The following is a 25960-nucleotide window of genomic DNA, read 5'->3' on the forward strand; positions in this document are numbered from 1 at the left end:
CCGTCCAGGGTACGCGCTGAGGCAAGGGAGGTCTTGCCAGCGCGCTCTCTCGGTCCGCCCGCTGGTGGGCGGGCCGAGAGGCGCCCTCTTCCTGGTTTCGTTCGTCCTGACTTTTCGCTAGAAGTCGGCATCGCTTCGAGCGTCCACCACGCAAGTACCCGATGGCGGTGAAGATTCATGGCGAGCTCCCGTCCAAGGGCGTCCGCCCGGCGGGTCGCCGATGCGAGCTCTGGCTCGTGCCCCTCAGAGGAGAACAAGGTCCATGCGTAGATACGTCGCTTCCGTTCTGTGCGCCGTGATGATGATTGGCGCTGCCGCCGCGACGGCGGGTTGCACGGCCAGCGCCTCGTTCAACACCGGCAAGGAGCCGGTGGCCGAGCCCCCGCCCCCGCCCCCGCCGGAGCCGAAGCCCGAGCCGAAGGAGGAGAAGAAGCCCCGCCCGCGCTTCAAGCTGACGTTCAAGCTCAAGGGCAACGAGGTCTCTCTCCCCGGCCCGGTGGTCTTCGAGACGAACAGCGACAAGCTCCTGCCCGAGAGCGACGAGGTCCTCAACCTCGTCGACGAGTTCCTGAAGCAGCGGGAGGACGTCAGCCTGCTCCGCGTCGAGGGCCATACCGACTCGGACGGTGAGGACGCCGCGAACCAGACGCTGTCCGAGAAGCGCGCGATGGCGGTCGCTCGCTGGCTCGTCGCGAAGGGGAACGACTGCAAGCGCTTCATCGCCGTCGGGTTCGGCGAGACCAAGCCGGTCGCCGACAACAACACGCCCGAGGGCAAGGCCCAGAACCGCCGCACCGGGTTCTTCATCGCGGCCATCAAGGGCAAGGCGGTCGACAAGCAGCCCGTGGACGGCGGCGGCAAGGTCGCCGGCGACGCCTGCAAGTGACGCCGCTGCGCCCGGGCGCGCTTCGTGCCGCGCGCCGCGCTCACCGCGGGCCCGGGCACGCCGGGGCGCTCCCCTTCTGCTGACGGCGAAGCCCCGTGGCCGGCGCGCGCCGGCGGCCGACGCCCTGCGATCCTTCTTTTCTTGCCTCCCCCACCAGCTTCACTATCGGTACGTCTCCACGACATGCGGAGACGTCACGACAGGTCCCTGGGTCGCCTCCTTTCCATCGCCCTCCTCGCGGTCGGCCTCTTCGGCTGCACCTCCGGGGCGGGCGACGTCCGCCCGTGGACGCGGGACGACCACGATCCGCCGAACCCCGGCGAGGGGCAGGGCGGCAAGGTAGCCGCTCGGCCGGTCGCGTCCGATCAGACCGATCCAGGGCTGATCGAGCTCGCCTGGCAGCGAAACTGCTCCACCTGCCACGGCAGGGCCGGGCGAGGCGACGGCCCGCAAGGCCCGATGGTCCGCGCCCCGGACCTCACCGACGCGGCATGGCAGGATCGGGTGACCGACGCCCAGATGGCCGACACGATCAGGAAGGGCAAGAACAAGATGCCCGCGTTCGACCTGCCGCAGCCGGTGATCGAGGGCCTCGTGAAGCGCGTCCGCACCAACCGAGCGCGCTGAAGCTCGATGAGCTCGACCCCGCAGCACGATCTCGATGAAGCACCGGAGGAGAGGCCGGCGGAGCCGAAGGGCCGGCCGCCGTGGCTCCGGCGTCTCGCGCCAGCGATCCTCCTGCTGGGTGCGCTGGTTGCGGGGAGCATCCTCTTCAAGCGCCTGCCCGAAGAGCGGGAGGTCGAGCTGCGGCTCGACGACGCAGCGACGGTCGTGCAGCTCGACGTGACGTGGACGGATTCTTCTTCGGGTTCGGGCGACCGCGCGGATGACACGGCGGCGGTCATCGACAGCTCATGGCGATTCGCCGAGGGCACGGCCCCCCGGGCTGTCCTCACGAAGGTGTCGCTCCCGGACGGCCTCTACCAGGTGGAGATCACGGTCGGCAGGAAGGACGGGCGCGACGTGACGAGCCGGACCATCACGCTCGCGGACGAGTCCCGGATCACGCTGTTCGTGCACTGAACGGCGCCCCGCGCGTTCCCGCCGGCCCCACGGAGCGCGCTTCGGCCGGCGCTCCTGGAGCGAGCCCGACAGCATCCGGATGCGGCGGAGACCTGCCGCCGTTCGTTGCGGCCGCCCGGCGCACGAGACCGTTGACGCCCGGAAACCGACAAGCAAGGCAGCGCCGTGAGTTGGACGCGTGTCTCTGAGGTACCACCTCGCGTCCGGCAAGCCGCACGCAGCCCTTGACGAAAAACCTTCGCCCTTAATTATAAGTCATTGTTATTGCTTATATTTTCTTGCTTCCAGTGGCAACGTTTCGGGTGGGAATGGAATGTGAGAACGAATTCCCTTGATGCGTTCCCCCCGAAACCGCTACTTCTTGGCCCGCGGAAGCAGGGCGTGGCACCTTATCCTACAACAACTTACACGCTCTGACTGGGACGACCGTGGTGCATCGTGGTGCCCCCCCGGAGGGAGCGACCATGCGGCCTGTACAGTGCCGCTGGAGGCGGAGAAGGAGAACCGATGAGGATCACCCCGTGGTATCTGGCTGCGCTCGCCCCGTTCGCCGCCATTGGTTGCAGTGGCGCGTACCTCGGCCACGCCGCTGTCGTCGCATTGACGATCGGCATCTTCCTCGGGACCCTTTCGCTCGGCCGCACCCCGAGCTCGAGCCCCGCCCCGCCGAACGCCCCTGTCTCCTGACTTTCTCGCCCAGCTGCCGCCTGCTGCACCTCGACGCGAGGGTTTCCCGAGCGCGCGACAGCGCTGGCGCTTACGCTCGGAAAGCGTGAGGTCATGACGCAAGACGCCTCGGTCGGCCGGCTCAAGCGGCTCGAAGAGTTCACGCTCATGGACCTGGAGTCCGTGCACCTCATCCTGCGCGGCGACTCGGTCATCGACTGGAGGAGGCTCAACCTTCAGGGCGAGCAGGCGGCGCGGGATCTCTTGCTGGCGCAGGAGTTCCGCCCGGACGAGCCGGGGGATCGCGCCCACCTCGAGAGCGTCAAGAACGAGGCGATCGCGTACCTGCGCCGCCATTTCGAGTTCCCGATCCCGAGCCCGGTCGCGCGCGCCTCGGTCGAGGAGATCCTGCTGCTCGCCTCGGGCAAGGGGCACCGCCAGCTCTGCGCCTGCACGATCCTCAAGGCGATGCACATCATCCATCACCTGGCCGGGCGCGAGCTGCTCTTCTCGATCCCCATGTCGGACCAGGACGTCTTCCACCTCGTCGAGGAGAAGGTGTACCGGGTGATCGGCGGCATGCTCGCGGCGGGCTTCCCGATCACCGAGTTCATCGGCGGGCGGAAGAACAAGGACTCGCTCTACACGAAGCTCCTGTCGAAGACCGACACGACAGCGGCGGCCATCTACGACAAGCTCCGCTTCCGCATCGTCTGCCGCACCGTGGACGATCTGCTGCCGGTGCTCCTGTACCTGTCCGAGCGGCTGTTCCCGTTCAATTACGTCGTGCCAGGCGAGAGTACCAACACGATCCTGCGGTTCCGGAGCTACTGCGAGACGCGGCCCTTCCTTCAGCCGATGCTCGACGCGCTGCAGACCGACGTCGACGACGGGCTCACGGCAGGCGACAACAGCTTCAGCGATCGGAGCTACCGCGTGATCCATTTCGTCGTCGATCTGCCGGTGCGGCTCCCCGCCGAGATCCTCGACATGGCGCCGCCCGCGGCCTGGGCGCTCGGGCCGATCATCTTCGTCCTGTGCGAGTTCCAGCTGATCGACCGCGAGACCGAGGCGGCGAACGAGGTCGGCGAGGCGAGCCACGCCAGGTACAAGGAACGGCAGAAGCAGGCCGTCATGCGCAGGCTCAAGCTCGGGGTCCGCTCCACCCGCGACCCGGCGAGCGGCGGACCCAAGCGAGATCGCTAGGCGCCGCGGTCGGCGTGCGTCGCCGTCCAGACGCCGTAAAGACGAGGCCGCTTGACGAGCGGCACGCGTGAGCAGGGCGGCGAACGCCTGCGACGCCGGGAGCAGTCGGGCTATCGGAGCAGAGGCCGCCGAGCGAACAGCCTGGACGGTGGCCGACGGCGCTCGATCGAGGAGGCCTTCCGGCTCCTCAATGAGACCGCCGGACGAGCGGGCTCAGATGCGGCCCTTCAGCGCGTCGCGATCGAGGACGACGATCCGGCGGCGATCGATCTCGATCACCCCCTTGCGACGGAGATCGCCCAGGGTGAGCGTGACGGTCTCGCGCGTGGAGCCGATCATGCTCGCCATCTCCTGATGGGTGAACGGCGCGGAGATGAGCACCCCGCGCGGATCGGGGATGCCCCAGCGCGTCGCGGCCTTGAGCAGGAACTCACAGAGGCGGGCCTCCACGTTGCGGAAGAGCATGGACGCCAGGCGCTCCTCGGTGTCCGTGTGCCGCTCGACCAGCGTGGTCACGATGGCGGCGGCGAAGTTGGCGTCGGTCGCCATCAGGTTGCGCACCGTCGCGAGGGGGACGAGGAGCGCCTCGACGTCCTCCGTGGCGATCGCGCTCTCCCGGTGGGCCGTGACGCCCCCGAGCGCAGCCTCGCCTAGCACGTCGCCGGCCCCTCTGTAGCCGAGCGACAGGCTGCGCCCGTCGCTCATCCCACGCACCAGCCGGACTCGGCCGAGGCTGAGCATGGCAAGCGCGGTCGCTGCGTCGCCCTGCGTCACCAGGTGACGCCCTTTCGCGACGCGTTGGATCGTCCCTCCGTCCGCCAGCGCCGACTGCGTGGCCGGGGAGGCCGCGTTGCCGATCGCGCCGCGCCGGACAACCCGCCGTTTGCGGGAGTCCAGGTCGAGTCCGCCGTCGTTCCCGAGCGCGCCAGGCTGGACCCTGACGCTCCGTGCCATCGCATCCTTACCCATCATCATCGCGGCTGCTCCTGCGGTTTGCGGTGTCGCGGTCCTACTGTTCCGGGGGGCCCCCACCGGCTGGGGGGGGCCCGACTTGTGCCGGAACCTCCCACTTGCGTTGACATCCTGGATACCCGGCCCGTACCTTTCGGTTCGAGCCGGGCACGCCCCGTGAATGAACCCCTGCACGGGGGAGCCAGTTCGACCGCTCCTCCAGCTACGGACGTTGGATGCGCCTCTTTAGCGGCAAAATTACTCCCCTCACAGAAGAACTCGTCCGCGCGCTCGTGGACAACCGCGATATCGAGTGCGAATCGAAGAAAGAGGTCGCGCTCGACGTCGAGTCGGTCTTCACGAGCTACCTGCACGCAGAGCGGGAAGCGACCGAGCGGGCGAAAGAGATCCTCCAGGCACGCGGACTGCCTCAGGGCGAGTTCAACCGGGTCAAGCGCCTGGCCGCGGAGCAGAAAGGGATCAAGACCGGCGAGGAAACCATGGATTATCTCCTCGACCAGCTGCTCGAGATGCTGATGCACTCGAACAACGTCGAGGAGGTGTTCGTCGAGGACCACGACCTGCGCCGCCGGATAAGGCCCATCCTTCGGAAGTACCTCGAGATGGACGAGGCGCTCGACACCGAGGTGCGCGGCAAGCTCCGCCACGTGCAGGAGGGCTCCCGCACCTGGGAAATCGAATACCAGCGGGTCATGGGCGAGATCCAGCGGCGCAAGGGGCTGCTGTAATCGCCGCCGCCAGACAGGCGGGCTCTCAGCCGAGCAAGCAAACCGTCTGCGGCGTTTGCCGGTCCAGCGAGACGCCGTCCGCCCATGGCCTCGGTGCCCGATCCGCAGGGACATCGCCTGTGGGATAAACGCGCACCATCTGCGACCATGCCCGCGGCGGAGCGTTCCTTCTGCCAGATCGGGCTTCGTCGTGGTACCGGAGGACATCATGAGCTGGATTCCGAAGGTCGAGGCGAAGCGCCACTTCTGTCATAAATGCAAGAACGAGCTCATCTTCGAGGTGAAGCTCCAGCGCGCGGACACCTGTCCCCACTGCGGTGTCGACCTCCACTGCTGCAGGAACTGCGAGAACTGGGACCCGGCCGCGCACAACCAGTGCAAGGAGCACATCGCCGAGTACATCCCGGATCGGGAGAGAGCGAATTATTGTACTTTCTTCACGTTCAAGAACGGCGTACCGGAAGACAACTCGAAGCGCATCGCGGATTCTCGCTCCAAGCTCGACAACCTTTTCAAGAAGAAGTAGGCGCCCGCCGGGGGAGCACGCACATGTCCACGCCTCGCTACTTGATCACCGGCGGTGCCGGGTTCATCGGAAGCAACCTCGTCGCGGCGCTGACCGCCGCCGGCGAGCGGGTCCGCGTCCTCGACAACCTCGCGACTGGCCGATGGGAGAACCTCGACGGGCTCCCCCACCAGTCGCTGATCGAGCGCATCACCGGGGACATCCGGGACGCGGCGGCGGTCGCGACGGCGGCCAAGGGGGTCGAGGTCATCCTCCACCAGGCGGCGCTCGGCTCGGTCCCGCGCAGCGTCGAGTCGCCCATCGAGTCGAACTCCGTCAACGTCGGCGGCACGGTCACGGTGCTCGACGTGGCGCGCCGCCAGGGCGTGCGCCGGGTGCTCTTCGCCGCGTCGTCCAGCGCGTACGGCGAGACGCCCGTCCTCCCGAAGCACGAGGGCATGGAGCCGATGCCGCTGTCGCCGTACGCGGTCACGAAGCTCGCCTGCGAGCACTACATGAAGGTCTTCGCGGGCATCTACGGCATCGAGACCCTGAGCCTGCGTTACTTCAACGTCTTCGGGCCGAACCAGACGCCGGACGGCGCCTACGCCGCGGCGATCCCGCGGTTCGTCGACGCCGCCCTGCAGAACCGGCCGATCCCGATCTTCGGCGACGGCGAGCAGACGCGCGACTTCTGCTTCATCGAGAACACCGTCCTCGCGAACCTCCTCGGCGCGACGTCGTCGAAGAAGTTCAAGGGTGAGGTCATCAACATCGCCGGCGGACGCAGGATCGGGCTGAATGAGCTCTGCAAGGAGATCTCGCGGGCCCTCGGGCGGGACGTCGCCGTCGAGCACCTCCCCGCCCGCGCCGGGGACATCCGCCACTCGCTCGCCGACATCTCGCGCGCGGCCGAGCTCATCGGGTACGAGCCCCGCGTACGCTGGGAGGACGGCATCGTCCCCACGGTCACGTACCTGCGGACGCTCCGTGAGAAGGGCCCGGCGGCCGCGTCGGCCACGGTGACCTGTGGCAAGGTTCCGTTGCCCAAGGCCGAAGGGGCCTCGGACAGCGGACAAAAGGCGAGCTAGGTAGAGCGGGGGCGGCTCGTGCGGAGCATGACCGGCTTCGGGCTCGGTGACGCTTCGCTCACCGATGGGCGCGTCGTCGCCGAGATCCGCTCGGTGAACCAGCGCTTCCTCGACGTGCGCGCGCGGCTCCCGCGCGAGCTCGTCGATCTGACGATGTTCGCCGAGCAGGTGGCGCGCGAGCGCCTGCGGCGGGGGCGCATCGAGATCATCGTGCGCACCGAGGGCGCGGTGCTGGCCCCGAGCACGCTCGACAAATCGAAGGCGCGCGCGGCGTTCCGCGCCCTGGCGGAGCTCCGCGACGAGCTCGCGCCGGGCGCCGACGTGCCGCTCTCGCTGCTCTGCGCCGTGCCGGACCTCTTCGCGCCCGCCGGCGGCCACGAGATCGCGGCCGTCCGCGCGGCGCTCAAGCTGGCCATCGAGCGCGCGATCGACGCGATGGAGGGCATGTGCCTGCGCGAAGGCGAGGCGCTCGCCAGCGACATGCGCGGGCGGGTGGCCACGTTGCGCGCGCTCGCGTCCGAGGTCGTCGCGCGCGCGGACGAGGCGCGCGAGGCGCTTAGGCGCCGCCTGCGCGAGCGGGTCGAGCGCCTTCTCCAGGGGGTCGAGGCCGGCTTCGAGGCGACGCGGATCGAGGCGGAGGTGATGCTGCTCGCCGAGCGCAGCGACATCACCGAGGAGGTCACCCGCCTCCGGAGCCACCTCGACCAGTTCGGCGGCGCGCTCGCGGCCCCGAGCGGCGACCCTTGCGGAAGGAGGCTCGACTTTCTGCTTCAGGAGATGGTACGCGAGGCGAACACGCTGGGCTCCAAGGCGCAGGACGCCGCCATCTCCCATCACGTCGTGGCGATGAAGGTGGAGCTCGAACGCCTGCGGGAGCAGGTCCAGAACATCGAGTGACAGGAGAGCATGTCGACCGAAGCACTCAGTGACGACTTCCTCCTCCTCATCGTGTCGTCCCCGTCCGGCGCGGGGAAGACGACGCTCTGCGGGAGGCTGCGCAGCGAGTTCCCCGACCTGCGCTTCTCGGTCTCCCACACGACCCGGCGCCCGCGCCCGAACGAGGTCGACGGCCGGGAGTACCACTTCGTCGACCCGAACACGTTCGAGCAGATGATCCGCATCGGCGCGTTCGCCGAGTGGGCCAGGGTGCACGATCACCTCTACGGCACGAGCCTGAAGGAGATCGAGATCGCCCGCGCCACCGCGCGCGGGGTCCTCTTCGACATCGACCACCAGGGCGCGCGGCAGATCAAGGCGAGCCTGCCCGAGGCGGTCGCCGTGTTCATCCTCCCCCCGTCGCTCGCCGAGCTCGAGCGGCGCCTGCGCGGGCGCGGCACCGAGGACGAGCCCACGACGCTCCGCCGCCTCCGCAACGCGAAGGGCGAGATCGAGCATTACGGCTTCTTCGACTACGTGATCGTGAACGACGAGATCAACCGCGCCTACGAGCAGCTGCGGTCGCTCGTCTTCGCCGAGCGGTGCCGCCGCCAGCGGCGCGCGGCCCTCTGCGAGCGGCTGCTCTCGGAGCGGAGGTTCGAGCGATGAGCGCCGGCGCGACGCGCGACGTGCTCGCGATCATCGGCGGCAGCGGCGTCTACGAGATGGGGTGGCTGGAGGACGTCGAGGAGGTCTCGGTCTCCACCCCCTTCGGGCTGCCGAGCGACGTGGTGCTGCGCGGGCAGGTCAAGGGCGGCGACGCGACGGTGCTCTTCCTGCCGCGCCACGGCCGCGGGCACCGCTTCTCGCCGTCGACGATCAACTACCGCGCGAACATCTGCGCGCTGAAGATGCTCGGCGCCACGCACGTGCTCAGCGTGAGCGCCGTCGGCTCCCTGCGCGAGGACATCGCGCCTGGCGACCTCGTCGTCGTCGACCAGTTCATCGATTTCACGAAGCGGCGGATCTCGACGTTCTTCGACGAGGGCCTCGTCGCCCATGTGCCGTTCGCCGATCCGGTGTGCCCGATCCTGGCGAGCGCCGTCCACGACGCGGCGCTCGCCACCGGCGCGCGCGTCCACCGCGGCGGCACCTATGTCTGCATCGAGGGCCCTCAGTTCTCGACGCGGGCCGAAAGCCGCATGTTCCGTACCTTTGGCGCGCATGTCATCGGGATGACCAACTTGCCCGAGGCGAAGCTCGCCCGCGAGGCGGAGCTCCCCTACGCCACGCTCGCGCTCACCACCGACTTCGATTGCTGGCACGTCGGCGAGGAGGCGGTGAGCGTCGAGGCGGTCATCGCCGTGCTCAACCGCAATATCGGGTATGCGCGGGACGTCGCGAAGTCCCTTGCCCGCAAGCTCCCCGACGTGTCGCAGAGCCCGGCCCGTCACGCGCTGGAGAAGTGCATCATGACCGCGGCCGGCGCGTCATCGCCCGACGCAGAGGCGCGGCTCGAGTGGCTCATCGGCCCTCGGCGCAAGGCCGACTGAGCTGACCTCAGCGCCCGTCGGAGCTGCGCCTGCTCCTCCGCGCAGCGGGTGGGAGGGGGCGCGGGGGGCAAGGCGGGCTCTGCTGGCGTCGGGTGCGGCCGCGGCCCAGCGGCGCCGTCGCAGAAACGAAACGCGCGGCTAGCGGCTACGCACAAACCTGGCTAAGAGGCGTCCTGTGACGACCTCATCCGCGATCCTCATCATCGGCTCGATGGCGTTCGACGACCTCGAGCTCCCCTCCGGCAACGAAAGAGACGTCGTCGGTGGCTCGGCCACCTACTCGGCGTTCGCTGCCTCGTGCTTCGCTCCGGTGCGCACCGTGGCCGTGGTGGGCGATGATTTCCCCGAGGAGACCCTCGTGGCGATGCGAGCCCGAGGGATCTCGATCGAGGGCGTCGAGCGCGCTCCTGGGAAGACGTTCCGCTGGGCCGGGCGCTACGACGTGGATCTCATCCATCGCACGACGCTGGACACGCAGCTCAACGTGTTCGCGTCGTTCGCGCCGAAGCTGCCGGAGACCTACCGCGACACGCCCTTCCTGCTGCTCGGCAACATCCATCCCGCGCTCCAGCTCGACGTCCTCGAGCAGGTCCGCGCGCCGCGCTTCGTCCTCGCCGACACGATGAATTTCTGGATCGAGGGGGAGCCGAAGGCGGTCGCGGCGATGCTGCGCCGCATCGACACGCTCGTGGTCAACGACGAGGAGGCGCGCCAGCTCTCGGGCAAGTACAACATCCGCCGCGCGGCGAAGGAGATCCTGTCCCGTGGTCCGCGCCGGCTGATCATCAAGCGCGGAGAGCACGGCGCGCTGCTCTTCGACGAGGAGGGCGTGTTCGCCGCGCCCGGCTTCCCGCTCGAGGACGTCATCGACCCCACGGGCGCCGGCGACGCCTTCGCCGGCGGGCTCATCGGTTACCTGGCGTGCCAGCCGGAGATCACGCCGCTCGCGCTCCGGCGCGGCATGCTCCATGCGACGGCGACGGCGTCGTTCTGCGTCGAGGCGGTCGGCACGCGGCGGATCGCGACGGTGACTCGAGCCGACATCGCGGCGCGACTGACCGAGATCCGGGCGCTGTACGAGTTCGGCGCAAGCACCATGTGAGGCCCGCCCGGGGCCGGCGCTGGCGCGAGCGCCTGCCGTGTGCGGTCGCTGTTCACCTTCCGGCGCATAGCCGTGCTAGACGACCGTCAAAGTGAACATGAACCTCACCACCCGTACATTCGCAGGCATTGCCTTGCTGGCCCCCCTCGTCTTCGGCTGCGCGGCCCGTACGGCGCCGTTCGACGAGATGGACAAGGCGCAGATCACGGTCCTCCGCCTCCAGGGGCAGGAGCTGGCCCCGACGCCCGTGGCGACGACCGGAGCCCCCACCCTCATCCCGGGCATCCCGCCCGAGCTCCAGCAGATGGGGCAGGCCGCCCTGCAGGGGCTGCAGCAGGCGCTGCCCGGGCTCATCCCGCCCAACCTCATTCCGGGGCAGACAGCCAGCACGCCGGTCCTGCCCGCGCAGCCGCGCTTCAAGAACTTCGTCATCCTCCAGCAGCGTCAGCTCACGACCAGCGACGCCGACGAGGAGCTCAAGGACCAGATCCTCGACGTCTTCGGCGACGAGGACAGCTTCACCGCGGACCGCGGCAACTGCTTCTATCCCGGCCTGGGCATCTCGATGGTGCGGCCGAACAACCCCACGCCGGTCGACCTGCTCGTCTCCTTCTCGTGCAACCAGGCCATGGGAGACGGCTTCCGCTGGCCTTACGCGACCAACGGCTTCTCGGCCGAGACCCACCAGAAGCTGAGCGAGATCTACCAGCAGCTCTGGGGACAGGCGGTCCCGCCCGGCGCGTGATCCCCTGCCGCGGCGAGGAGCTCCGCTGGTCTAATTTGTAATCAGCACCACACATCGTGACCACAGGGTCCGGATGGCTAGACTTGATCGAGCTTCCGAGGTCCCCGCGTATCGGTCAGGAGCGCGCCGCACGACGTCATGAACCCCCAACCCCAGCTGCTGCCGGGAAAGGAGCTCGGGCACTACGAGCTCCTCCTGCCCATCGCGCAGGGGGGTATGGCCACGGTGTGGGCCGCGCGCCACAAGGGTCGTCGTGGCTTCCAGAAGACGGTCGCCATCAAGACGATGCTGCCGTCGCTCTCGGATGATCCCCAGTTCGAGAAGATGTTCCTCGAGGAGGCGCGGCTCGCCTCGGGGATCCATCACCCGAACGTCGCCGAGATCCTCGACCTCGGCGAGCAGGACGACGTCCTCTACATCGTGATGGAGTGGGTCGACGGCGAGGCGCTGTCGGTCATCGCGAAGGCGGCAAGCAAGAGCGGCGTGGCCATCCCGCTGCGCATCGCGCTCCGCGTCCTCGGCCGCGCTTGCCTCGGCTTGCACGCCGCACACGAGCTCCGGGACCCGCAGAACGAGGACCTGCTGCTCGGGCTCGTCCACCGCGACGTGTCACCCCAGAACATCCTCGTGACGTACGACGGCCACGTGAAGCTCGTGGACTTCGGGGTCGCCAAGGCCACCAACCGCACGCACAACGACACGACCGCGGGCCAGCTCAAGGGCAAGGTGCCGTACATGTCCCCGGAGCAGGCGCGAGGCGAGCGGGTCGATCGGCGCACCGACGTCTTCGCGATGGGGATCGTGCTCTACAAGTTGACGACGGGAGAGCACCCCTTCGCCGCAGAGAACGATCTCCTCACGCTCAAGTACATCACCTCGCGACCGGCGCCCTCGCCTCGCCTGAAGAACCCGGATTTCCCGCCCGAGCTGGACCAGGTCCTCATGAAGTGCCTGCAAAAGGAGCCGGAGCGGCGATACCAGACGATGCTCGAGCTGGAGAGCGCCCTGGAGGCCGTGCTGGCCAAGGAGCCGACGGTGACGGACCACGACGTCGGGGCGTTCGTGCGCAGGCTCCTGGGAGAGCGCAACCAGCGCCGGCGCGCAGCGCTGCGCGACACGGTCCGCATGCTCGACGAGCGCGCCTCCCACCCGCCCGAGGTGATGCTCGTTCGCGACAGCATCAGCGAGCTCTTCTTCACGCAGCTCCCTCCTGGTCACCCGAGCGCCCAGCTCCCCGCGCCTCGCCGGAGCACCCCGGCGCCCTCGCGACAGGCGCTGCCATCGTTGCCATCCGAGTCGCTGATCCCGAGCTCGCCTGGCCAGGACACTCAGCTGGGCCCGATCGAGGTCCCGGCGGCGCGCCGCCGCTCGGGGACGCGGGTGGCAGCCGCTGCGCTCGCGCTCATCACGTTGCTGGGCGCAGGGGTGATGTGGTTCCGGCGGCCCGCGCCGCAGCAGAGCACGTCCGAGGAGCTCACGGTGCACGCCCACGGCGCTGGCCCGGCGGCGACCGCAGCCACGACGGGCGCAACGCCAAGGCCGGACGGCGCGCCCACGCTCCTGGACGACCACGGCGGCGTGGGTGCTCGGTCCGCCCCCGAGGCGAGCGCCCCGGAGGGGCGCGGGGCGAGCGCTCCGGACCCGACGGCCAAAGGCACGACGGCCGCCGCGACGCCGAGCGCGACGGCTGCTGGATCGAGCGCCACAAGCGCGCGCAGAACAACCCCGGGCAAGCGTCCCTCGACGAAGTGGGTACCGACCGTGACCAACCCCGGGTTCTGAGCGGCCGCAGGGCGCGGCAGCTCCGCGACGCGCTCCTCCTGGCAGCAAGCCTGGGCGTCGTAGGCGGCGCCCTGCTGTTGCGGCGGAGCCGAGCGTCCAGCGCCTCGCCAGCCCCGGCGCATGCGAGCGCGTCCGCGGAACCGTCGCCCCTGCCCAGGGGCGGTGAGCCCGAGCGCGCGGCGCTTGTTCAGCACGAAGCGCAAGCGGGGTGCGGCTTTGCCGACCAAGGGTTCGGCGTCTATGAGCGATGGCGCCCGCTTCCGCTCGGAAGGCTCCTCGTCCCGCCGGCGCACGCGATTCGCTCGGATGGCGGCTACGATCTTCTGATCCACTTCCACGGCGCCGAGCCTGTCCGGAAGGTGCTGGCTCCCAGGGGCATGGATCTGGTCATCGCCGGGGTCGACGTGGGGACCCGCTCGAGCGAATACGCGCGCGCGCTCGAGGGCGGCAGCTGGGACGCGCTGCTCCAGGCGATCGACCGCGAGGTCGAGAGCGCATCCGGGAGCGCGGGCGCGCGCATGCGCCGCCTGGTGCTGTCGTCCTGGAGCGCTGGGTCCGGCGCGATCGGCAGGATCATCGAGCGCGGGAGCAGCCACGTGGATGCGCTGATCCTGCTCGACTCCCTCTATGGCTCCTACATGCCGGGGCAGACGTCGCTCGCGCAGGGGCAGCTCGCCCCCTACGTCGCGCTGGCCAGCGCCGCCGCGCGCGGCGCGCCGGTCTTCTACCTGACGCACACCGAGATCCCGACCAGCGGCTACGCGTCCACGAAAGAGGCGGCCACGTTCCTTCTTCGCGAGCTCGGAGCCACGCCCATCGCGGTGACCTCGAGCGGGGACGAGGCCCCCTCCGCCGCGCCCGGCGCGCCGGGCGATGGCGCAGCGGAGGCAGGAGACGCGCTGCGGCTCACCCGGATGTACGACGGCGGCAGCCTCTACGTGCGCGGCTACGCCGGAGCAGGCCCCGGGGAGCACTGCGCGCAGCTGCGGCTGCTCCCCGCGATCCTGGCGGAGCACGTGCTCCCGGCCCTTCGCCGTTGAGGCACCGCTGCTTCGAGGAAGCGCGCGGCGTCTTTTCGGTGCGGAGACGCGCCGACGCGCCGGCGCGCGCCCTGCGAACCGCCGCGGCTCAGTACGACTTCGCGAACACCACGCGCCGCGGGCTGGGCTTGCCGGTGAAGATGCACTGCCCTTCACCGGTCAGCGCGTCGGCCCACGGCGCCCCTTCGAACCCCCCGGTCGGGATGCAGCGGATGGTCACCTTGTGCGCATCCTTCACCGCCGTCTCGATCTCCGGATCGCCGGACCAGTGCGCCAGCGCGAACCCGCCTTGCGCCTCCTTGCCCCCGGTCGACGCGAAGAACGCGTCGAAATCTGCGCGGCTGTTGATCACGTGCGTGTTGCCGTCGCGCACGGCGAGCGCGCGCGCGTAGAGGGTCGCCTGAATGTCGCCAAGGATCTCCGTGACGCGGCCCACGAGCTCCCCGCGCGCCATGCTCGACTTGTCCTTCGGCGAGCGGTCCCTGCGCATCACCATGGCCACGCCGGCGTCGACGTCGCGCGGCCCGATCTCGATACGCAGGGGGACGCCCTTCTTCACCCACTCCCACTGCTTGTCGCCGCCGCGGATGTCCCGCCGATCGATCTCGACCTCGACGCGGCGCTCGCCGAAGCGCTGCGCCCGGAGCTCCTTCGCGAGCCCGTCGATGTACTCGTCGATCTTGGCGCGCGTGTCGTCGCCCCGGTAAACGGGCAGGATCACGACGTGCGCGGGCGCGAGGCGCGGCGGGAGCACCAGGCCGTCGTCGTCGCTGTGGGTCATGATCAGCCCGCCGACGAGGCGCGTCGATACGCCCCAGGACGTCGTCCAGGCGTGCTCTTCGGTCTCCTCCTTGGTCTGGAACTTGATGCCGCTCGCCTTCGCGAAGTTCTGCCCCAGGAAGTGGCTCGTCCCGGCCTGCAGGGCCTTCCGGTCCTGCATCATCGCCTCGATCGCATAGGTGTCGACCGCCCCGGGGAAGCGCTCGCTCGCCGTCTTCGGCCCCTCGAGGACGGGCATCGCCATGAAGTCGCGCGCAAACGTCGCGTAGACCCCGAGCATGCGCAGCGTCTCCTCGCGCGCCTCGGCCTCGCTCGCGTGCGCCGTGTGCCCCTCCTGCCACAGGAACTCCGCCGTCCGCAGGAACAGGCGCGTCCGGAGCTCCCAGCGCACGACGTTCGCCCACTGGTTGATCAACAAGGGGAGATCCCGGTAGCTCTGCACCCAGCTCGCGAACGCCGCGCCGATGATCGTCTCGGACGTGGGGCGCACGATGAGCGGCTCCTCCAGTCGGGCCTGAGGGTCGGGAATGAGCCCGCCGCCAGGGCCGGGGACGAGCCGGTGGTGGGTGACCACGGCGCACTCCTTCGCGAACCCCTCGACGTGCTCCGCTTCCTTTTCAAGGAACGACTTCGGGATGAACAGCGGGAAGTAGGCGTTCTTGTGCCCGGTCGCCTTGAACATGCTGTCGAGCTCGCGCTGGATGTTCTCCCAGATCGCGTAGCCCCACGGCTTGATGACCATGCAGCCGCGGACCGGGGAGCTCTCCGCGAGGTCGGCCGCGCGCACGACCTGCTGGTACCACTCCGGGTAGTCCTCGTTGCGGGTGGGCGTAATGGCGGTCTTCGGCGCTTCGTTCTTGGCCACGGTCTCTGCTCTCCTCGATGGGCGGCTTGGGCGGCGGCCTTCGACCGGGCCGCCTTCGTCCCGCTGCGGACGGTCGGCTGGCGCCGGCCCCGCTCCGGGCTGAGCGCGCGACGTATCAGGAGCGCGGCAGGGTGTCGAGCGCAGCGGTCCCAGCGCCGGAGCCACGCCGCCCTCCCGCTGGCCGGAGCGATGCCGCTCGCCCCACCGGCCGCCGCGCGCCAGGCTGCCTTCGCGGCGGCGCGCCGTCGTGGTACGCGCAGGAGAACGACGTGAACTACGTCATCCTCACGCACGGCGGGGTGACCGCGCCGCAAAGCGGCTCGGAGAGCTGCGCCAGGGCCGCCGACGAGGCGCGCCGCGCGCTGGACGAGGGCGGAGAGGCGCTCGCGGCGGCGATCGGCGCGACCGTGCGCCTCGAGGACGACCCGCGCTTCAACGCCGGGACGGGCTCGAACCTCCGCCTCGACGGGCGGACGGTCGAGATGGACGCGGCCGTGATGGCCAGCGACGGGCGGTTCGGCGCAGTGGCGTGCATCGAGCGGGTGAAGAACCCCGTCCTGGTCGCCGCGAAGGTGATGGAGACGCCGCACCTGCTCCTCGCCGGCGCCGGCGCGACGGCGTTCGCTCGCCGGCTGGGGTTCGCCGAGCATGAGCCGATCACCGAGGAGGCGCGCTCGAAGCACGCCCGCGCCCTCGCAGCGCTGCGCGGCGAGGGCGGAGACGACGAGACCACGAACGACGCGGCGCGCTTCCGCGCGCTCACGGCGACGCGGTTCTGGAACTTCGACGCCGAGCCGATCGAGTGCGACACCGTCGGGGCCGTCGTGCGCGACACGCACGGCCGGTTCGCCGCCGCGGCGTCGACGGGCGGGTCGACCTACTCGCTGCGCGGCCGCGTCGGGGACGTGCCGCTCCTGGGCGCGGGGATCTACGCTGGCCCGCACGGCGCCGTGGCGGCGACCGGCGTCGGCGAGGAGATCGCGCGCCGCTTCCTCGCGCGGACCGTCTATGACTGGCTCGCCGACGGCGTCGCGCCCGCGCGCGCCGCGCAGCGCGGCGTCGCGATGTTCCCCGACGTGCTCGCCGTCGGCGTGCTCGTGGTGGGGCGGAGCGGTCAGGCGATCGCCTCGAACCGCGCCATGGCGAGCGCGCAGCTCGTGGGCTGAGGAGCAGCAGACGACGATGCAGAGTGGAGACCCTGATGCGATCGTGGTGGGCGCGGGACCGAACGGCCTCACGGCGGCGGCGTACCTCGCCCGCGCGGGCTTCTCGGTGCTCGTGCTGGAAGCCGAGCGAGAGCCGGGCGGCGCGGTCCGCACGCGCGAGGTGACCCTCCCCGGGTTCCGCCACGATCTCGGCGCGGCGTTCTTCCCCTTCGGGCAGACGAGCCCCGCGCTGGTGCCGCTCGATTTGCCGGGGGCCGGCCTCGTGTGGCGCCACGCGCCGATCGACAGCGCTCACCCGGCGCCCGACGGGACGTGCGCCTCGATCGCGCGGGACGTCGAGGCGACGGCGCGCTCGCTCGGCGAAGATGGCCCCGCGTGGCGCCGGATCGCCGGCTGGCACGCGGCCACCCGCGAGCGGCTGCTGAACGCGCTCCTGTCCACGCCGCCCGCCCTCGGGCCGCTGCTCCGGCTCGGGCCCCTCAACCTGCTCCGCCTCGCGCAGGTGGCCCTCTCGAGCGGACGTGGCTTCGCGACGCGCACCTTCCGGACAGAGGCGGCCCGGCGCGTTGTCCCCGGGCTCGCGCTCCACACCGACGTGGGCCCGGACGATCCCTGCGGAGCGATCGTCGGCTTCATGCTCACCGTGCTCGCCTCGAGCGGCGGCTTCGCGGTGCCCGAGGGCGGCGCCGGCGCGATCACGAGCGCCTTGCTCAGGCGCGTCGAGGAGCGCGGGGGCGCCCTCCGCTGCGGCGCCCGCGTCGACCAGATCATCGCCCGGGAGGGACGGGCGGTCGCGGTCCGGCTCGAGGACGGCCAGGAGCTCCGCGCCCGCCGTGCGATCGTCGCCGACCTCGCCGCGCCGACGCTCTACCTCCGCCTGCTCGCCTCAGAGCTGGTTCCCGAGCGGGTGCAGCGCGCCATGCGCCGGTTCCGCCAGGGGTTCGGCACCTTCAAGATGGACTGGGCGCTCGACGGTCCGACGCCGTGGTCCCACGAGGACGCCACGCGCGCGGCGGTCGTGCACGCGGGCGACAGCCTCGACGACCTCTCGGCCTTCACGCGGCAGGTGCGCGCCGGGGCGCTCCCCGAGCACCCCTATCTCGTGATCGGGCAGCAGTCGCTGGTCGATCCGACGCGCGCGCCGGCCGGCCGCCACACCCTGTGGGCCTACTCCCGCGTCCCCTCCTCCATCGAGGGCGGCTGGGCGGGCTCGCGCGAGCGCTTCGCCGATCGCATCGAGGCGCGGATCGAGGAGCTCGCCCCTGGCTTCCGGCAGAGGATCATCGCCCGGACGATCTGGGCGCCGGACGATCTCGAGGCGATGGATGCAAACCTCATCGGCGGCGATCTCGGCGGAGGCTCGGCCGACATCCGGCACCAGCTCATCTTCCGGCCGGTGTTCCCCTATTTCCGCTACCGCACGCCGCTCCGCGGCCTGTATCTGGGCTCGTCCTACGCGCACCCCGGCGCCGGCGTCCACGGCGCGTGCGGGCGCAATGCAGCCCTGGCGGTGCTGCAGGACGAAGGCTAGCGCGCTTCGCTACTTCGACCGCGACGGCGGGCCGTCCCGGTAGTCGGAGCGCTTCAGGCCGTGGCTCGCGATCTTCTCCTGGAGCGTGCGCAGCGGCATCCTGAGCCGCCGAGCGGCCATCGCCAGGTTGCCGTTGGTGCCGCGGAGGGCATCGAGGATGATCTCCGTCTCCAGACGGTCCATCTGCGCCTTGAGCCCGATCGTCGGCGCGGAGCTGGGCGGCCCCGCGAGCTCGACGGGAGTCCGATCGGGCGGCGGCGTGGAGCGTTTGGGCGCCGAGAGGGAGTGGATGCTCTCCGGCAGGTCGAGCGGGGTGATGACATGCCCCCGCGCGATGACGACGGCGCGCTCGATGGCGCTGCGCAGCTCGCGTACGTTGCCTGGCCAGGGGTACTGCTCCAGGAGCGCGAGCGTCTCCGGATCGAGCGAGCGCACGTTCCTGCGGTGCACCTCGCTCGCCTGCCGGAGGAAGCGCTGCGCGAGCGGTCCGATGTCCTCCCGCCGCTCGCAGAGCGGCGGGATGCGCAGCGGCGCCGCGTTGAGCCGGTAGAGCAGATCCGAACGGAACGTGCCCGCCTCGCACATCGCCTCGAGATCGCGGTACGTGGTCGCGACGATCCGCACGTCCACCTCGATCTCCTTGGTCGAGCCGACGCGGACCATGCGACCGGTGTCGAGGACGTGCAGCAGCGCGGCCTGGCAGGAGGGCGGGAGGTCGCCGACCTCATCGAGCACCACGGTGCCGCCCGCGCACGTCTCGAAGACGCCCTCTTGCGCGTGGACCGCGCCGGGGAAGGCGTCGGCCTCGTGGCCGAAGAGCGTGCTCTCGAGCAGCTGGGCGGGCACGCCGCTGCATCCGACGCGGATCATCTGCATCTTGTGGCGGGGGCCAGCCTCGTGGATCAGCCGCGCGAGCACGTCCTTGCCGGTCCCCGTCTCGCCCTGGAGCAGCACGGGCGCGGACGAGCGCGCGAGGCGCATCGCGGTCTCGAGCACCGGGCGCATCGCGGGGCTGCGCATCACGAGCCCCTCATCGCCGACCGTGCGCAGCCCGCCCACCGGCGTGGGTCCGCCCACCAGGTTCTCGATGCTCGGCATCTTTCTCCGCTCGGAGGCGCCACGACGCCCGTCGAGCGCGTCGAGGTTCAGCACCGGCAGCTCGGCGCTCGCGATCACGCGCAGCGACGCCGTGATCTCCCCGAGCATCACCTCGTCGCCGGGCTTCAAGACGCCGTGCTCGACGCGCTGCCCGCTCAGGAAGGTGCCGTTCGTGGAGCCGAGATCCTGGATGAGCACGTCGCCGCGCTGGAACGTGAAGCGCGCGTGGCGTCGCGACAGGCTGCGCTCGGGGATCGCGACGTCGGCGCTGGGATCGCGGCCGATGACGACGCCGACCCCCTCGAGCAGCCGCACCGTCTCGGCGCCTTGCCGGTGGTAGATGATGAGCAGCACGTGCGGCTGCGTCCCGCGCTCGCGGCTCAGCTGCGTCAACGCATCACGGACCTGCGACATGGCGATCGGGTCCGTCACGCCCAGCTGCGACTCGACCTGGACCTCCTGTGCTCCGAGGTCGTCGTGCAGCATGGATGGCCGTGCGACCTTGGGCTCCACGGGCAAGTCGACGCCAGCGTGGCCTTCCTCGGACGCGCCCGGCTCGCGGACGTCCGGCGAAGACAGACTCGTCGGAGCGGCCGGACGCGAGTGATTCATGCGTTCTCTCTCATGCGTGCCCGAGGAGCCTCCGGCTCCAAATGTTGGCCCGCGAGCCCTGCTCGCGCTCGTCCCGTTATCCTATGACCATAAGCCAGAGGTTGCCCGGCGCGCAAGGCGCGAGCAGCACTTCGTCGGCGCTGCAGCGGTAAGCTTTGGTTTCTCTGCTTCCCCTGCTTCCTCCGCTACCTCCGCTACCTCCGCTTCCCCTGCCTCCCCCGCTTCCTCCTCTCCCTTGCAGCCTCGCTGCCTTTGCCTGTGCTGCCTCTACATCCCAGTTCTTTCTCTTTCGTTTCTGCAGTGTAGCCCTCGGACGCATCCTCTGCAGGCCACCTCGGCGCTCCGCTCAGATCTGACGCACAACGCGCTCGCCAGAGGCGAGCGATCGCGCGGATGGCTCCTCGACGCTGCCGTGTGCGCTGAAGCGAGAGCACGGGAGGTCCTCGAGCGATGGGAGCTCCGCATAGCCGCGGGGACCGGCGATCTCGTTGAAGCAGCGCCCGAGCCAGCCCGGAATGACGAGCGCATAGGTGCGCGCAAGCCGTCGAGGATCGTCCAGTGTGCGCAGCATCGCAAGGTAGGTCACTTCTCCATAGGTCGCCTTGAAGGCAGCCGCCTGCTCAGGGCGCGCCAACCAGCTCATGACGCCGGCGCGATCCGCCTCTGGGTGGAACTGGACCGCCTCGACGCCGGGCGCGACCTGCAACCCGAGGATCGCCCGCCCCTTGGAGATGCCGTCACGGCTCTCACGAGCGAGGAGCTGGCCGCCGAGGGAGCTCAGCTGGCGCTCGTCGAGGTTCACCGCCTCCCAGTTGCGGTGCTCGAACGCGAAGAGCCGGTCCCCAAACGGCGCCAGCAGCGGGTGTTGCTGGCCGACGGGGGTCGTGTAGATCGGCATGACGCCGAACTTGCGATCGGCGCGGGGCACGACGTCGGCCAGCTTGTAGTGATGGACGACGAGCTCGAACGAGTAGCAGATCGCGAAGAGCGCACGCCGGTGCGCGCCCCCCTGGATCGCCGACTCGACGACGCCGTCCACGAAGCGCGCAAAATCCCGCGTCCAGGGCTCGCCCTCCCCATCAAAGGGAGAGCCGGGCCCCCCTGACGCGAGGTACAGATCGCAGTCCGTAGGGATGGGTGCGTTGGTGTCTCTGGGAGACACCTCGACGACCTCGCAGGATAGGCCCGGATTGCGCGCCTGAACGCGTTCGAAGAACCCCGCGGCGAGCCCGCGTAGACAGCGCATCGCCTGGTTCACGTGGCCATTGTTCATGTCCACGATGCACAACCGCAGCGGCCGGCCGTTCGCGACGGTAGCTTGCCGGCCGGGAGTAGGTGGAAGTGGATTGGCGCTCATCGGAAGGTGGCAGTTTGCAGACGTAGACCCCCGCGTTTTCTACCCATACCACCCCGCCGACCTCGCGAAAAGAATGGATTTCTCCGGTACGCCGGTTACGCCGGTTACGTCGGCTGCTCCCGCTACTTCAACTTCATCGACTGATCCCTTTACGTTTTTACGTTCACGTCGGCCACATCCGTCACATCCGTCATGTCTGTCACATCCGTTGTGCTTGTTGCGTCCATCACACCAGGTATGTCCATTACAGCGGTTACACCAGCTTCAGTTACGTCCGCTACACCCGCTTCATCGATCACGCAGCGGACGACTCGTCGCCTCCTGGAGGAAACCAAAACTCCTTCCTCGGACCCGCGTTCGTGGGAATCCTGTGCGTGATGAACAAACGGAATGGTTCGACCCGTGATCCTCTGACCCGGCGCCATGTGCTGACCGGGCTCGGCGCTGCGCTCGGCGCCTCGGCCTTCGGATGCAGCACCCCAGAGGGCGCGATGTTGCTCGGCAACGCCCCGCCAAGCGCGGGCAGCGCCGACGAGAGCGGCGGAGCCGGCGGTGCGGGTGGCTCAGAAGGAGCGGTCGGCTCAGAAGGAGCGGTCGGCTCAGGACGGCCGGAAGGTGGCGAGGCCGGCGGCGCTCCGGATCGCTGCGCGGAGACGGGAGGTCTGAGCCCGGCGGAGCTGCTGGCGCCCATCAACACCATCGTCGTTCTCTGCATGGAGAACCGCTCCTTCGACCACTATCTCGGCTCGCTGCTGCTCAAAGAGGGCCGGCAGATCGACGGCCTGACAGGCGGAGAGTCGAACCGAGCGCTCGATGGGACGCGGATCTCGCCCTTCCAGCTCGACAACTTCACGCCCGCCGACCCGCCGCACAGCTGGGACGCCGCCCACACGCAGTGGAATCAAGGGATGAACGACGGGTTCGTCATCGCGCACGCAGGGCCGCACCAGCGCGACGTCATGGGCTATCACGTGCGGGAGCATCTGCCGGTGCTCTACGCGCTCGCAGACGCGTCGGCGATCTGCGAGCGCTGGTTCGCCTCGGTGCTCGGCCCGACCTGGCCGAACCGGCTCTACCTGCACGGCGCCACGTCGAGGGGCGTCTCGAGGAACGTGCCGGTCACCGGCTTCACGAGCGTGTTCGAGCTGCTGAACGACGCAGGGATCTCGAGCAGGAACTACTTCCACGACGTCCCGTGGTGCTCGGGTGCGTACTTCAAATTCAAGGGCGTCTCCGGGATCGAGCGCTTCTTCGAGGACGCGGCCGCGGGGCTCCTCCCCTCGTTCTCCGTCATCGATCCCCAGTTCTTCGGCGCCACCGCGAACGACGATCACCCGGACCACGACGTGCAGCTCGGGCAGGTGCTCATCGCCAGCATCTACAACGCGCTGGCGAAGAGCCCCCAGTGGGGCCAGTGCCTCCTCGTGATCACCTATGACGAGCACGGGGGCTTCTTCGACCACGTCGCGCCGCCGTCGACGACGGACGACGATCCCTTGTTCACCCAGCTCGGGTTCCGGGTGCCGTCGATCGTGGCGGGCCCGTTCGTCCGGAGGGGCTGCGCGGTGAGCACCGTGCTCGACCACGCGTCGGTGATCCGCACGCTGGAAGCGCGCTTCGATCTCCCCTCGCTGAACGCGCGCTCCGCCGGCGCGAACGATCTCTCGTGCTGCATCGATCCGGCGCTCCTCCGCGCTCCTCAGGAGCCGATCCTGCTGCCCGAGATGGACATCTCCCTGTCGCGGCTGCGCTCGCGCACCGAGTCCGGGATCTCTCAGCCAGAGCTGTGGGAGGCCGCGGAGCGCGGGCTCATCCCGCGGCACCTCGATCGCCGGGGCGAGGGTCCGGCCATCGCCCGGCGGGTGCTGGCGCACGCGGAGCGGCTCGGCACGGCGAGGCTCAGGGACTGACGCGCCGGCCAGCCGGCGCCGAGGTCGCCCGGGGGCGGGAGGTCTGATAGAAGCGCCGCCGTGCCGCCCGATCTCAATCCGCCCGCCGCCATCCAGGCAGGGACCACGCCGGCGAGCGCGGCCCCGGGCGCGCCCCCGGCGACCAGCGCAGGCCCGCCGGCGGCCGGGCAGGAGAAGGCGACCAGCGCGGCGCGCTCGTCGGCGATGGTCACCGCTGGGATCATCCTCTCGCGGCTCGTCGGGCTGCTCCGCCAGCGGGTGACGGCGCACTTCTTCGGGACATCCGAGCTCGCCGACGTGCTCGCCGCGGCGTTCCGCGCGGGGAACATCACCCAGAACCTGCTTGGCGAGGGGACGCTCTCCGCGACCTTCATCCCCGTCTACGCGCGCCTCCGCGCGGCCGGCGACGCGCGACGCGCGGCGCACTTCGCGCTCTCTGCCCTCGGGATCCTGCTCGTCGCCGCCGCGGCCGCGTCGCTCGCCGGCGTGCTCGCGGCGCCGTGGCTGTCCTTCCTGGTCGCGGCGGGCTTCGACGACGACAAGCTCGCCAGCACGACCCGGATCGTCCGGATCATCTTCCCGATGACCGGCCTGCTCGTGCTGTCCGCGTGGGGGCTCGGCGTGCTCAACGCGCACCGGCGGTTCTTCCTCCCGTACGCCGCGCCCGTCGCGTGGAGCGCCGCCCAGATCGCGGGGCTGCTGGCGTGCGGCGCGTGGCTCGGCATGCGCGGGGAGCCGCTCGCCGAGGCGCTCGCGTGGAGCGCGCTCGCGGGCGCGGCGCTGCAGCTCTCGCTGTTGCTCCCCTCGGCGCGCTCGCTGCTCGGCGGGCTCAGGCCGCGCCTCGACGCGAGTGATCCGAGCGTCCGAGAGGCCGGCAGCAAGCTGCCCGCCGCGCTGCTCGGCCGCGGGATCATCCAGGTGTCCGGGCTCGTCGACACGCTCCTCGTGAGCTTCCTCGGCGCCGGCGCGAACGCGGCCTTCAGCTACGCGCAGACGGTCTACCTCCTGCCGATGAGCGTCCTCGGCGTCGGCGAGGCCGCGGTCGCGCTGCCCGAGATGGCGCGCGACACGGCCGAAGCCGACGTCGCGCGGCGCAACGAGGCGCTGTCGCGCCGACTCGGAGCGTCGCTCGCGCGGATCACGGTGCTGACCGTGCCGGCCGCGGCCGTGTTCATGGTGCTCGGGCGGGAGCTCATCACGCTGCTGCTGCAGACCGGGACGTTCGACAGGGCGTCGACGGCGCGGGTCGAGCCGCTCGTGTGCGCCTACGGGCTCGCGCTGCTCGGGAACGCCGCCGGGCGCGTGCTGATCACCGCGTCGTTCGCGCTGGGGGACACGAGGACCCCGGCCCGGTACGCGCTCTATCGCGTGGTCGTCAGCACCGCCGTCGCGCTCCTCCTGATGCAGTGGCTCGACGTGCTCGGCGTGGTGCTCGGCGCCGTCATCGCGGGATGGGTCGAGGCGATCGCCCTCGGGCGCCGCGTCCGGCGCGAGATCGGCGGGCTCGGGCTGGATCAGATCCGGATCGGCCGCGTGGCCTTGCTCGCGGCGATATCGGTCGGCTGCGGCGCCGCGTTGAAGGCGGCGCTGCCCGAGGCGGTGGCCGCGGCGCCGTGGGGTGCCGCGCTCATCCTCGCTGCGTGCGGCGGCGCCTTCGCCGTCGCGGCGCCGGCGCTCGGGCTCTTCAGCCTGAAGTCCCTCCTCCGCCGGAGGTGATCACGGGCGGCGCCGCGCGCGCACGGTGCCACGCGACGTAGCGCTCGACGAACGCGCGCTGCACGGGGCGCAGCGCGACGCGCGGGCGCCGTCGCTCGATCAGGGCGAGCGCCTCGCCCACCTCGATGCCGCCGCGGGTGGCGAGGTAGCAGAGCGCGAGCGTGACGCACCTGCCCACGCCGCTCGCGCAATGGACGTGGACACGGTGGCCAGCGACGATATGCCGCTCGAGGAACGCCACGCCGCGCGCGGCCTCCTCGAGCGTGGGAGCGCACATGTCCCAGCAGGGGATGCGCAGGTACTCGACCCCCGCCGCGCGCAGCGCGAGCACCGGATCGTACAGCTCGCGCGACACGTTGATCACGGCGCGGACGCCGAGGCGACGAAGCTCGACCACGTCGCCTGGAAGAAGGAACCCCCCGATCAGGAGGTTCGGGCTCACCCACGTGCGCCACGGGTGCCGCGGCCGGAGCGACGCGGAGGCGCGGCGCAACGCCAGGAATGCATAGAAAACGAGGGCATACGGCGCGAGCAGGAGGAACATCAGCGCAGGGCGAAGGCGCACGCGCACCTCATGGCGTCGACGCTCGCGTCGCGCCAGCGGCCGGGCGGCACGCGGCCCGATGACGCGAGCCAATGACGCGAGCCGATGACGCGCACGCGCGCCAACGACACACGCGCGCCGAGCGC

24 protein-coding genes are annotated in these 25960 nt (G+C 70.4%); 19 read left to right on the top strand and 5 right to left on the bottom strand.

Features of this window, described 5'->3' with window-relative positions:
* Positions 1-262: 262 nt before the first annotated feature.
* From WMF34_RS19390 to WMF34_RS19410, 5 genes are all read left to right on the top strand, one after another.
* Positions 263-886 (top strand): OmpA family protein, encoded by a 624-nt coding sequence (locus WMF34_RS19390; RefSeq protein WP_012236382.1) that lies wholly within the window; start codon positions 263-265, stop codon positions 884-886.
* A gap of 183 nt (positions 887-1069) precedes the next feature.
* Entirely contained in the window at positions 1070-1513 is a 444-nt protein-coding gene (locus WMF34_RS19395) for a c-type cytochrome (protein ID WP_012236383.1), read from the top strand.
* A gap of 6 nt (positions 1514-1519) precedes the next feature.
* On the top strand, positions 1520-1969 hold the full coding sequence (locus WMF34_RS19400) for a hypothetical protein (RefSeq protein WP_437994154.1): 450 nt from the start codon (positions 1520-1522) through the stop codon (positions 1967-1969).
* 507 nt (positions 1970-2476) lie between these two features.
* Entirely contained in the window at positions 2477-2656 is a 180-nt protein-coding gene (locus WMF34_RS19405) for a hypothetical protein (RefSeq protein WP_012236385.1), read from the top strand.
* Positions 2657-2749: 93 nt separating this feature from the next.
* Positions 2750-3841, top strand: a complete 1092-nt coding sequence (locus WMF34_RS19410) for a TIGR04552 family protein (RefSeq protein WP_012236386.1) — start codon at positions 2750-2752, stop codon at positions 3839-3841.
* A 213-nt stretch (positions 3842-4054) separates the two neighbouring features.
* Here WMF34_RS19410 and WMF34_RS19415 read toward each other — a convergent pair whose 3' ends face one another.
* Positions 4055-4795 (bottom strand): Crp/Fnr family transcriptional regulator, encoded by a 741-nt coding sequence (locus tag WMF34_RS19415; RefSeq protein ID WP_231864933.1) that lies wholly within the window; start codon positions 4793-4795, stop codon positions 4055-4057.
* 233 nt (positions 4796-5028) lie between these two features.
* Between WMF34_RS19415 and WMF34_RS19420 the strand changes: the two genes are divergently transcribed.
* The 10 genes from WMF34_RS19420 (at position 5029) to WMF34_RS19465 (ending at position 14235) form a co-directional block, all read left to right on the top strand.
* Complete coding sequence (locus tag WMF34_RS19420) at positions 5029-5541, top strand: DUF507 family protein (RefSeq protein WP_012236388.1); 513 nt, start codon at positions 5029-5031, stop codon at positions 5539-5541.
* A 208-nt stretch (positions 5542-5749) separates the two neighbouring features.
* A complete protein-coding gene (locus WMF34_RS19425) occupies positions 5750-6067 on the top strand; it encodes a hypothetical protein (RefSeq protein ID WP_012236389.1) in 318 nt (105 codons plus the stop codon).
* A gap of 23 nt (positions 6068-6090) precedes the next feature.
* Positions 6091-7137 carry an SDR family oxidoreductase gene (locus tag WMF34_RS19430; RefSeq protein ID WP_012236390.1) on the top strand — a complete coding sequence of 349 codons (1047 nt, stop codon included), beginning with the start codon at positions 6091-6093 and terminating at the stop codon, positions 7135-7137.
* A 27-nt stretch (positions 7138-7164) separates the two neighbouring features.
* Complete coding sequence (locus WMF34_RS19435) at positions 7165-8034, top strand: YicC/YloC family endoribonuclease (RefSeq protein ID WP_231865047.1); 870 nt, start codon at positions 7165-7167, stop codon at positions 8032-8034.
* Between the two features lie 9 nt (positions 8035-8043).
* Positions 8044-8682, top strand: a complete 639-nt coding sequence (gene gmk / locus WMF34_RS19440; RefSeq protein ID WP_012236392.1) for a guanylate kinase — start codon at positions 8044-8046, stop codon at positions 8680-8682.
* Positions 8679-9566: an S-methyl-5'-thioadenosine phosphorylase gene (mtnP, locus tag WMF34_RS19445; protein WP_437994155.1), complete on the top strand. Its 888-nt coding sequence runs from the start codon at positions 8679-8681 to the stop codon at positions 9564-9566. The genes gmk and mtnP overlap by 4 nt, the downstream gene beginning before the upstream one ends.
* A gap of 175 nt (positions 9567-9741) precedes the next feature.
* Positions 9742-10668 carry a PfkB family carbohydrate kinase gene (locus WMF34_RS19450; RefSeq protein ID WP_437994156.1) on the top strand — a complete coding sequence of 309 codons (927 nt, stop codon included), beginning with the start codon at positions 9742-9744 and terminating at the stop codon, positions 10666-10668.
* A gap of 133 nt (positions 10669-10801) precedes the next feature.
* Positions 10802-11413: a hypothetical protein gene (locus WMF34_RS19455; protein WP_437994157.1), complete on the top strand. Its 612-nt coding sequence runs from the start codon at positions 10802-10804 to the stop codon at positions 11411-11413.
* 138 nt (positions 11414-11551) lie between these two features.
* Complete coding sequence (locus WMF34_RS19460; protein WP_437994158.1) at positions 11552-13195, top strand: serine/threonine protein kinase; 1644 nt, start codon at positions 11552-11554, stop codon at positions 13193-13195.
* Positions 13196-13554: 359 nt separating this feature from the next.
* Positions 13555-14235 carry a hypothetical protein gene (locus tag WMF34_RS19465; RefSeq protein WP_437994159.1) on the top strand — a complete coding sequence of 227 codons (681 nt, stop codon included), beginning with the start codon at positions 13555-13557 and terminating at the stop codon, positions 14233-14235.
* Between the two features lie 88 nt (positions 14236-14323).
* Here the strand turns inward: WMF34_RS19465 and proS are convergent, their stop codons facing one another.
* Positions 14324-15880: a proline--tRNA ligase gene (proS, locus tag WMF34_RS19470; RefSeq protein WP_012236398.1), complete on the bottom strand. Its 1557-nt coding sequence runs from the start codon at positions 15878-15880 to the stop codon at positions 14324-14326.
* Between the two features lie 269 nt (positions 15881-16149).
* On the opposite strand from proS, the gene WMF34_RS19475 reads away from it, so the two are divergent.
* On the top strand, positions 16150-17046 hold the full coding sequence (locus tag WMF34_RS19475; RefSeq protein ID WP_044965262.1) for an isoaspartyl peptidase/L-asparaginase: 897 nt from the start codon (positions 16150-16152) through the stop codon (positions 17044-17046).
* 16 nt (positions 17047-17062) lie between these two features.
* Entirely contained in the window at positions 17063-18577 is a 1515-nt protein-coding gene (locus tag WMF34_RS19480; RefSeq protein WP_437994160.1) for a phytoene desaturase family protein, read from the top strand.
* Positions 18578-18586: 9 nt separating this feature from the next.
* Here the strand turns inward: WMF34_RS19480 and WMF34_RS19485 are convergent, their stop codons facing one another.
* Both WMF34_RS19485 and WMF34_RS19490 read right to left on the bottom strand, forming a co-directional pair.
* On the bottom strand, positions 18587-20287 hold the full coding sequence (locus tag WMF34_RS19485) for a sigma-54-dependent Fis family transcriptional regulator (RefSeq protein ID WP_012236401.1): 1701 nt from the start codon (positions 20285-20287) through the stop codon (positions 18587-18589).
* 346 nt (positions 20288-20633) lie between these two features.
* Complete coding sequence (locus tag WMF34_RS19490; RefSeq protein ID WP_437994161.1) at positions 20634-21560, bottom strand: hypothetical protein; 927 nt, start codon at positions 21558-21560, stop codon at positions 20634-20636.
* Positions 21561-22021: 461 nt separating this feature from the next.
* Here WMF34_RS19490 and WMF34_RS19495 point away from each other — a divergent pair, with 461 nt between their 5' ends.
* Together WMF34_RS19495 and murJ are read left to right on the top strand one after the other, a co-directional pair.
* Entirely contained in the window at positions 22022-23554 is a 1533-nt protein-coding gene (locus tag WMF34_RS19495) for an alkaline phosphatase family protein (protein ID WP_437994162.1), read from the top strand.
* A gap of 60 nt (positions 23555-23614) precedes the next feature.
* Positions 23615-25270 carry a murein biosynthesis integral membrane protein MurJ gene (gene murJ / locus WMF34_RS19500; protein ID WP_437994163.1) on the top strand — a complete coding sequence of 552 codons (1656 nt, stop codon included), beginning with the start codon at positions 23615-23617 and terminating at the stop codon, positions 25268-25270.
* On the opposite strand, the gene WMF34_RS19505 is transcribed toward murJ, so the two are convergent.
* Complete coding sequence (locus WMF34_RS19505; protein WP_437994164.1) at positions 25239-25835, bottom strand: protein-tyrosine phosphatase family protein; 597 nt, start codon at positions 25833-25835, stop codon at positions 25239-25241. The genes murJ and WMF34_RS19505 overlap by 32 nt on opposite strands.
* Between the last annotated feature and the right edge of the window lie 125 nt (positions 25836-25960).

Source organism: Sorangium sp. So ce145, assembly GCF_051525985.1.
Lineage (GTDB): Bacteria > Myxococcota_A > Polyangia > Polyangiales > Polyangiaceae > Sorangium > Sorangium cellulosum_B.

What these genes read in the sequence shown, in the direction of transcription:
- WMF34_RS19410 (WP_012236386.1), top strand. Translation starts at nt 2,750, where the DNA reads ATGACGCAAGACGCCTCGGTCGGCCGGCTCAAGCGGCTCGAAGAGTTC.
- WMF34_RS19490 (WP_437994161.1), bottom strand. Translation starts at nt 21,560, where the DNA reads ATGAACAATGGCCACGTGAACCAGGCGATGCGCTGTCTACGCGGGCTC.
- WMF34_RS19485 (WP_012236401.1), bottom strand. Translation starts at nt 20,287, where the DNA reads ATGAATCACTCGCGTCCGGCCGCTCCGACGAGTCTGTCTTCGCCGGAC.
- WMF34_RS19435 (WP_231865047.1), top strand. Translation starts at nt 7,165, where the DNA reads ATGACCGGCTTCGGGCTCGGTGACGCTTCGCTCACCGATGGGCGCGTC.
- WMF34_RS19420 (WP_012236388.1), top strand. Translation starts at nt 5,029, where the DNA reads ATGCGCCTCTTTAGCGGCAAAATTACTCCCCTCACAGAAGAACTCGTC.
- WMF34_RS19405 (WP_012236385.1), top strand. Translation starts at nt 2,477, where the DNA reads ATGAGGATCACCCCGTGGTATCTGGCTGCGCTCGCCCCGTTCGCCGCC.
- WMF34_RS19430 (WP_012236390.1), top strand. Translation starts at nt 6,091, where the DNA reads ATGTCCACGCCTCGCTACTTGATCACCGGCGGTGCCGGGTTCATCGGA.
- WMF34_RS19495 (WP_437994162.1), top strand. Translation starts at nt 22,022, where the DNA reads ATGAACAAACGGAATGGTTCGACCCGTGATCCTCTGACCCGGCGCCAT.
- WMF34_RS19425 (WP_012236389.1), top strand. Translation starts at nt 5,750, where the DNA reads ATGAGCTGGATTCCGAAGGTCGAGGCGAAGCGCCACTTCTGTCATAAA.
- WMF34_RS19390 (WP_012236382.1), top strand. Translation starts at nt 263, where the DNA reads ATGCGTAGATACGTCGCTTCCGTTCTGTGCGCCGTGATGATGATTGGC.
- WMF34_RS19415 (WP_231864933.1), bottom strand. Translation starts at nt 4,795, where the DNA reads ATGGCACGGAGCGTCAGGGTCCAGCCTGGCGCGCTCGGGAACGACGGC.
- WMF34_RS19395 (WP_012236383.1), top strand. Translation starts at nt 1,070, where the DNA reads ATGCGGAGACGTCACGACAGGTCCCTGGGTCGCCTCCTTTCCATCGCC.
- mtnP (WP_437994155.1), top strand. Translation starts at nt 8,679, where the DNA reads ATGAGCGCCGGCGCGACGCGCGACGTGCTCGCGATCATCGGCGGCAGC.
- WMF34_RS19400 (WP_437994154.1), top strand. Translation starts at nt 1,520, where the DNA reads ATGAGCTCGACCCCGCAGCACGATCTCGATGAAGCACCGGAGGAGAGG.
- WMF34_RS19480 (WP_437994160.1), top strand. Translation starts at nt 17,063, where the DNA reads ATGCAGAGTGGAGACCCTGATGCGATCGTGGTGGGCGCGGGACCGAAC.
- gmk (WP_012236392.1), top strand. Translation starts at nt 8,044, where the DNA reads ATGTCGACCGAAGCACTCAGTGACGACTTCCTCCTCCTCATCGTGTCG.
- WMF34_RS19460 (WP_437994158.1), top strand. Translation starts at nt 11,552, where the DNA reads ATGAACCCCCAACCCCAGCTGCTGCCGGGAAAGGAGCTCGGGCACTAC.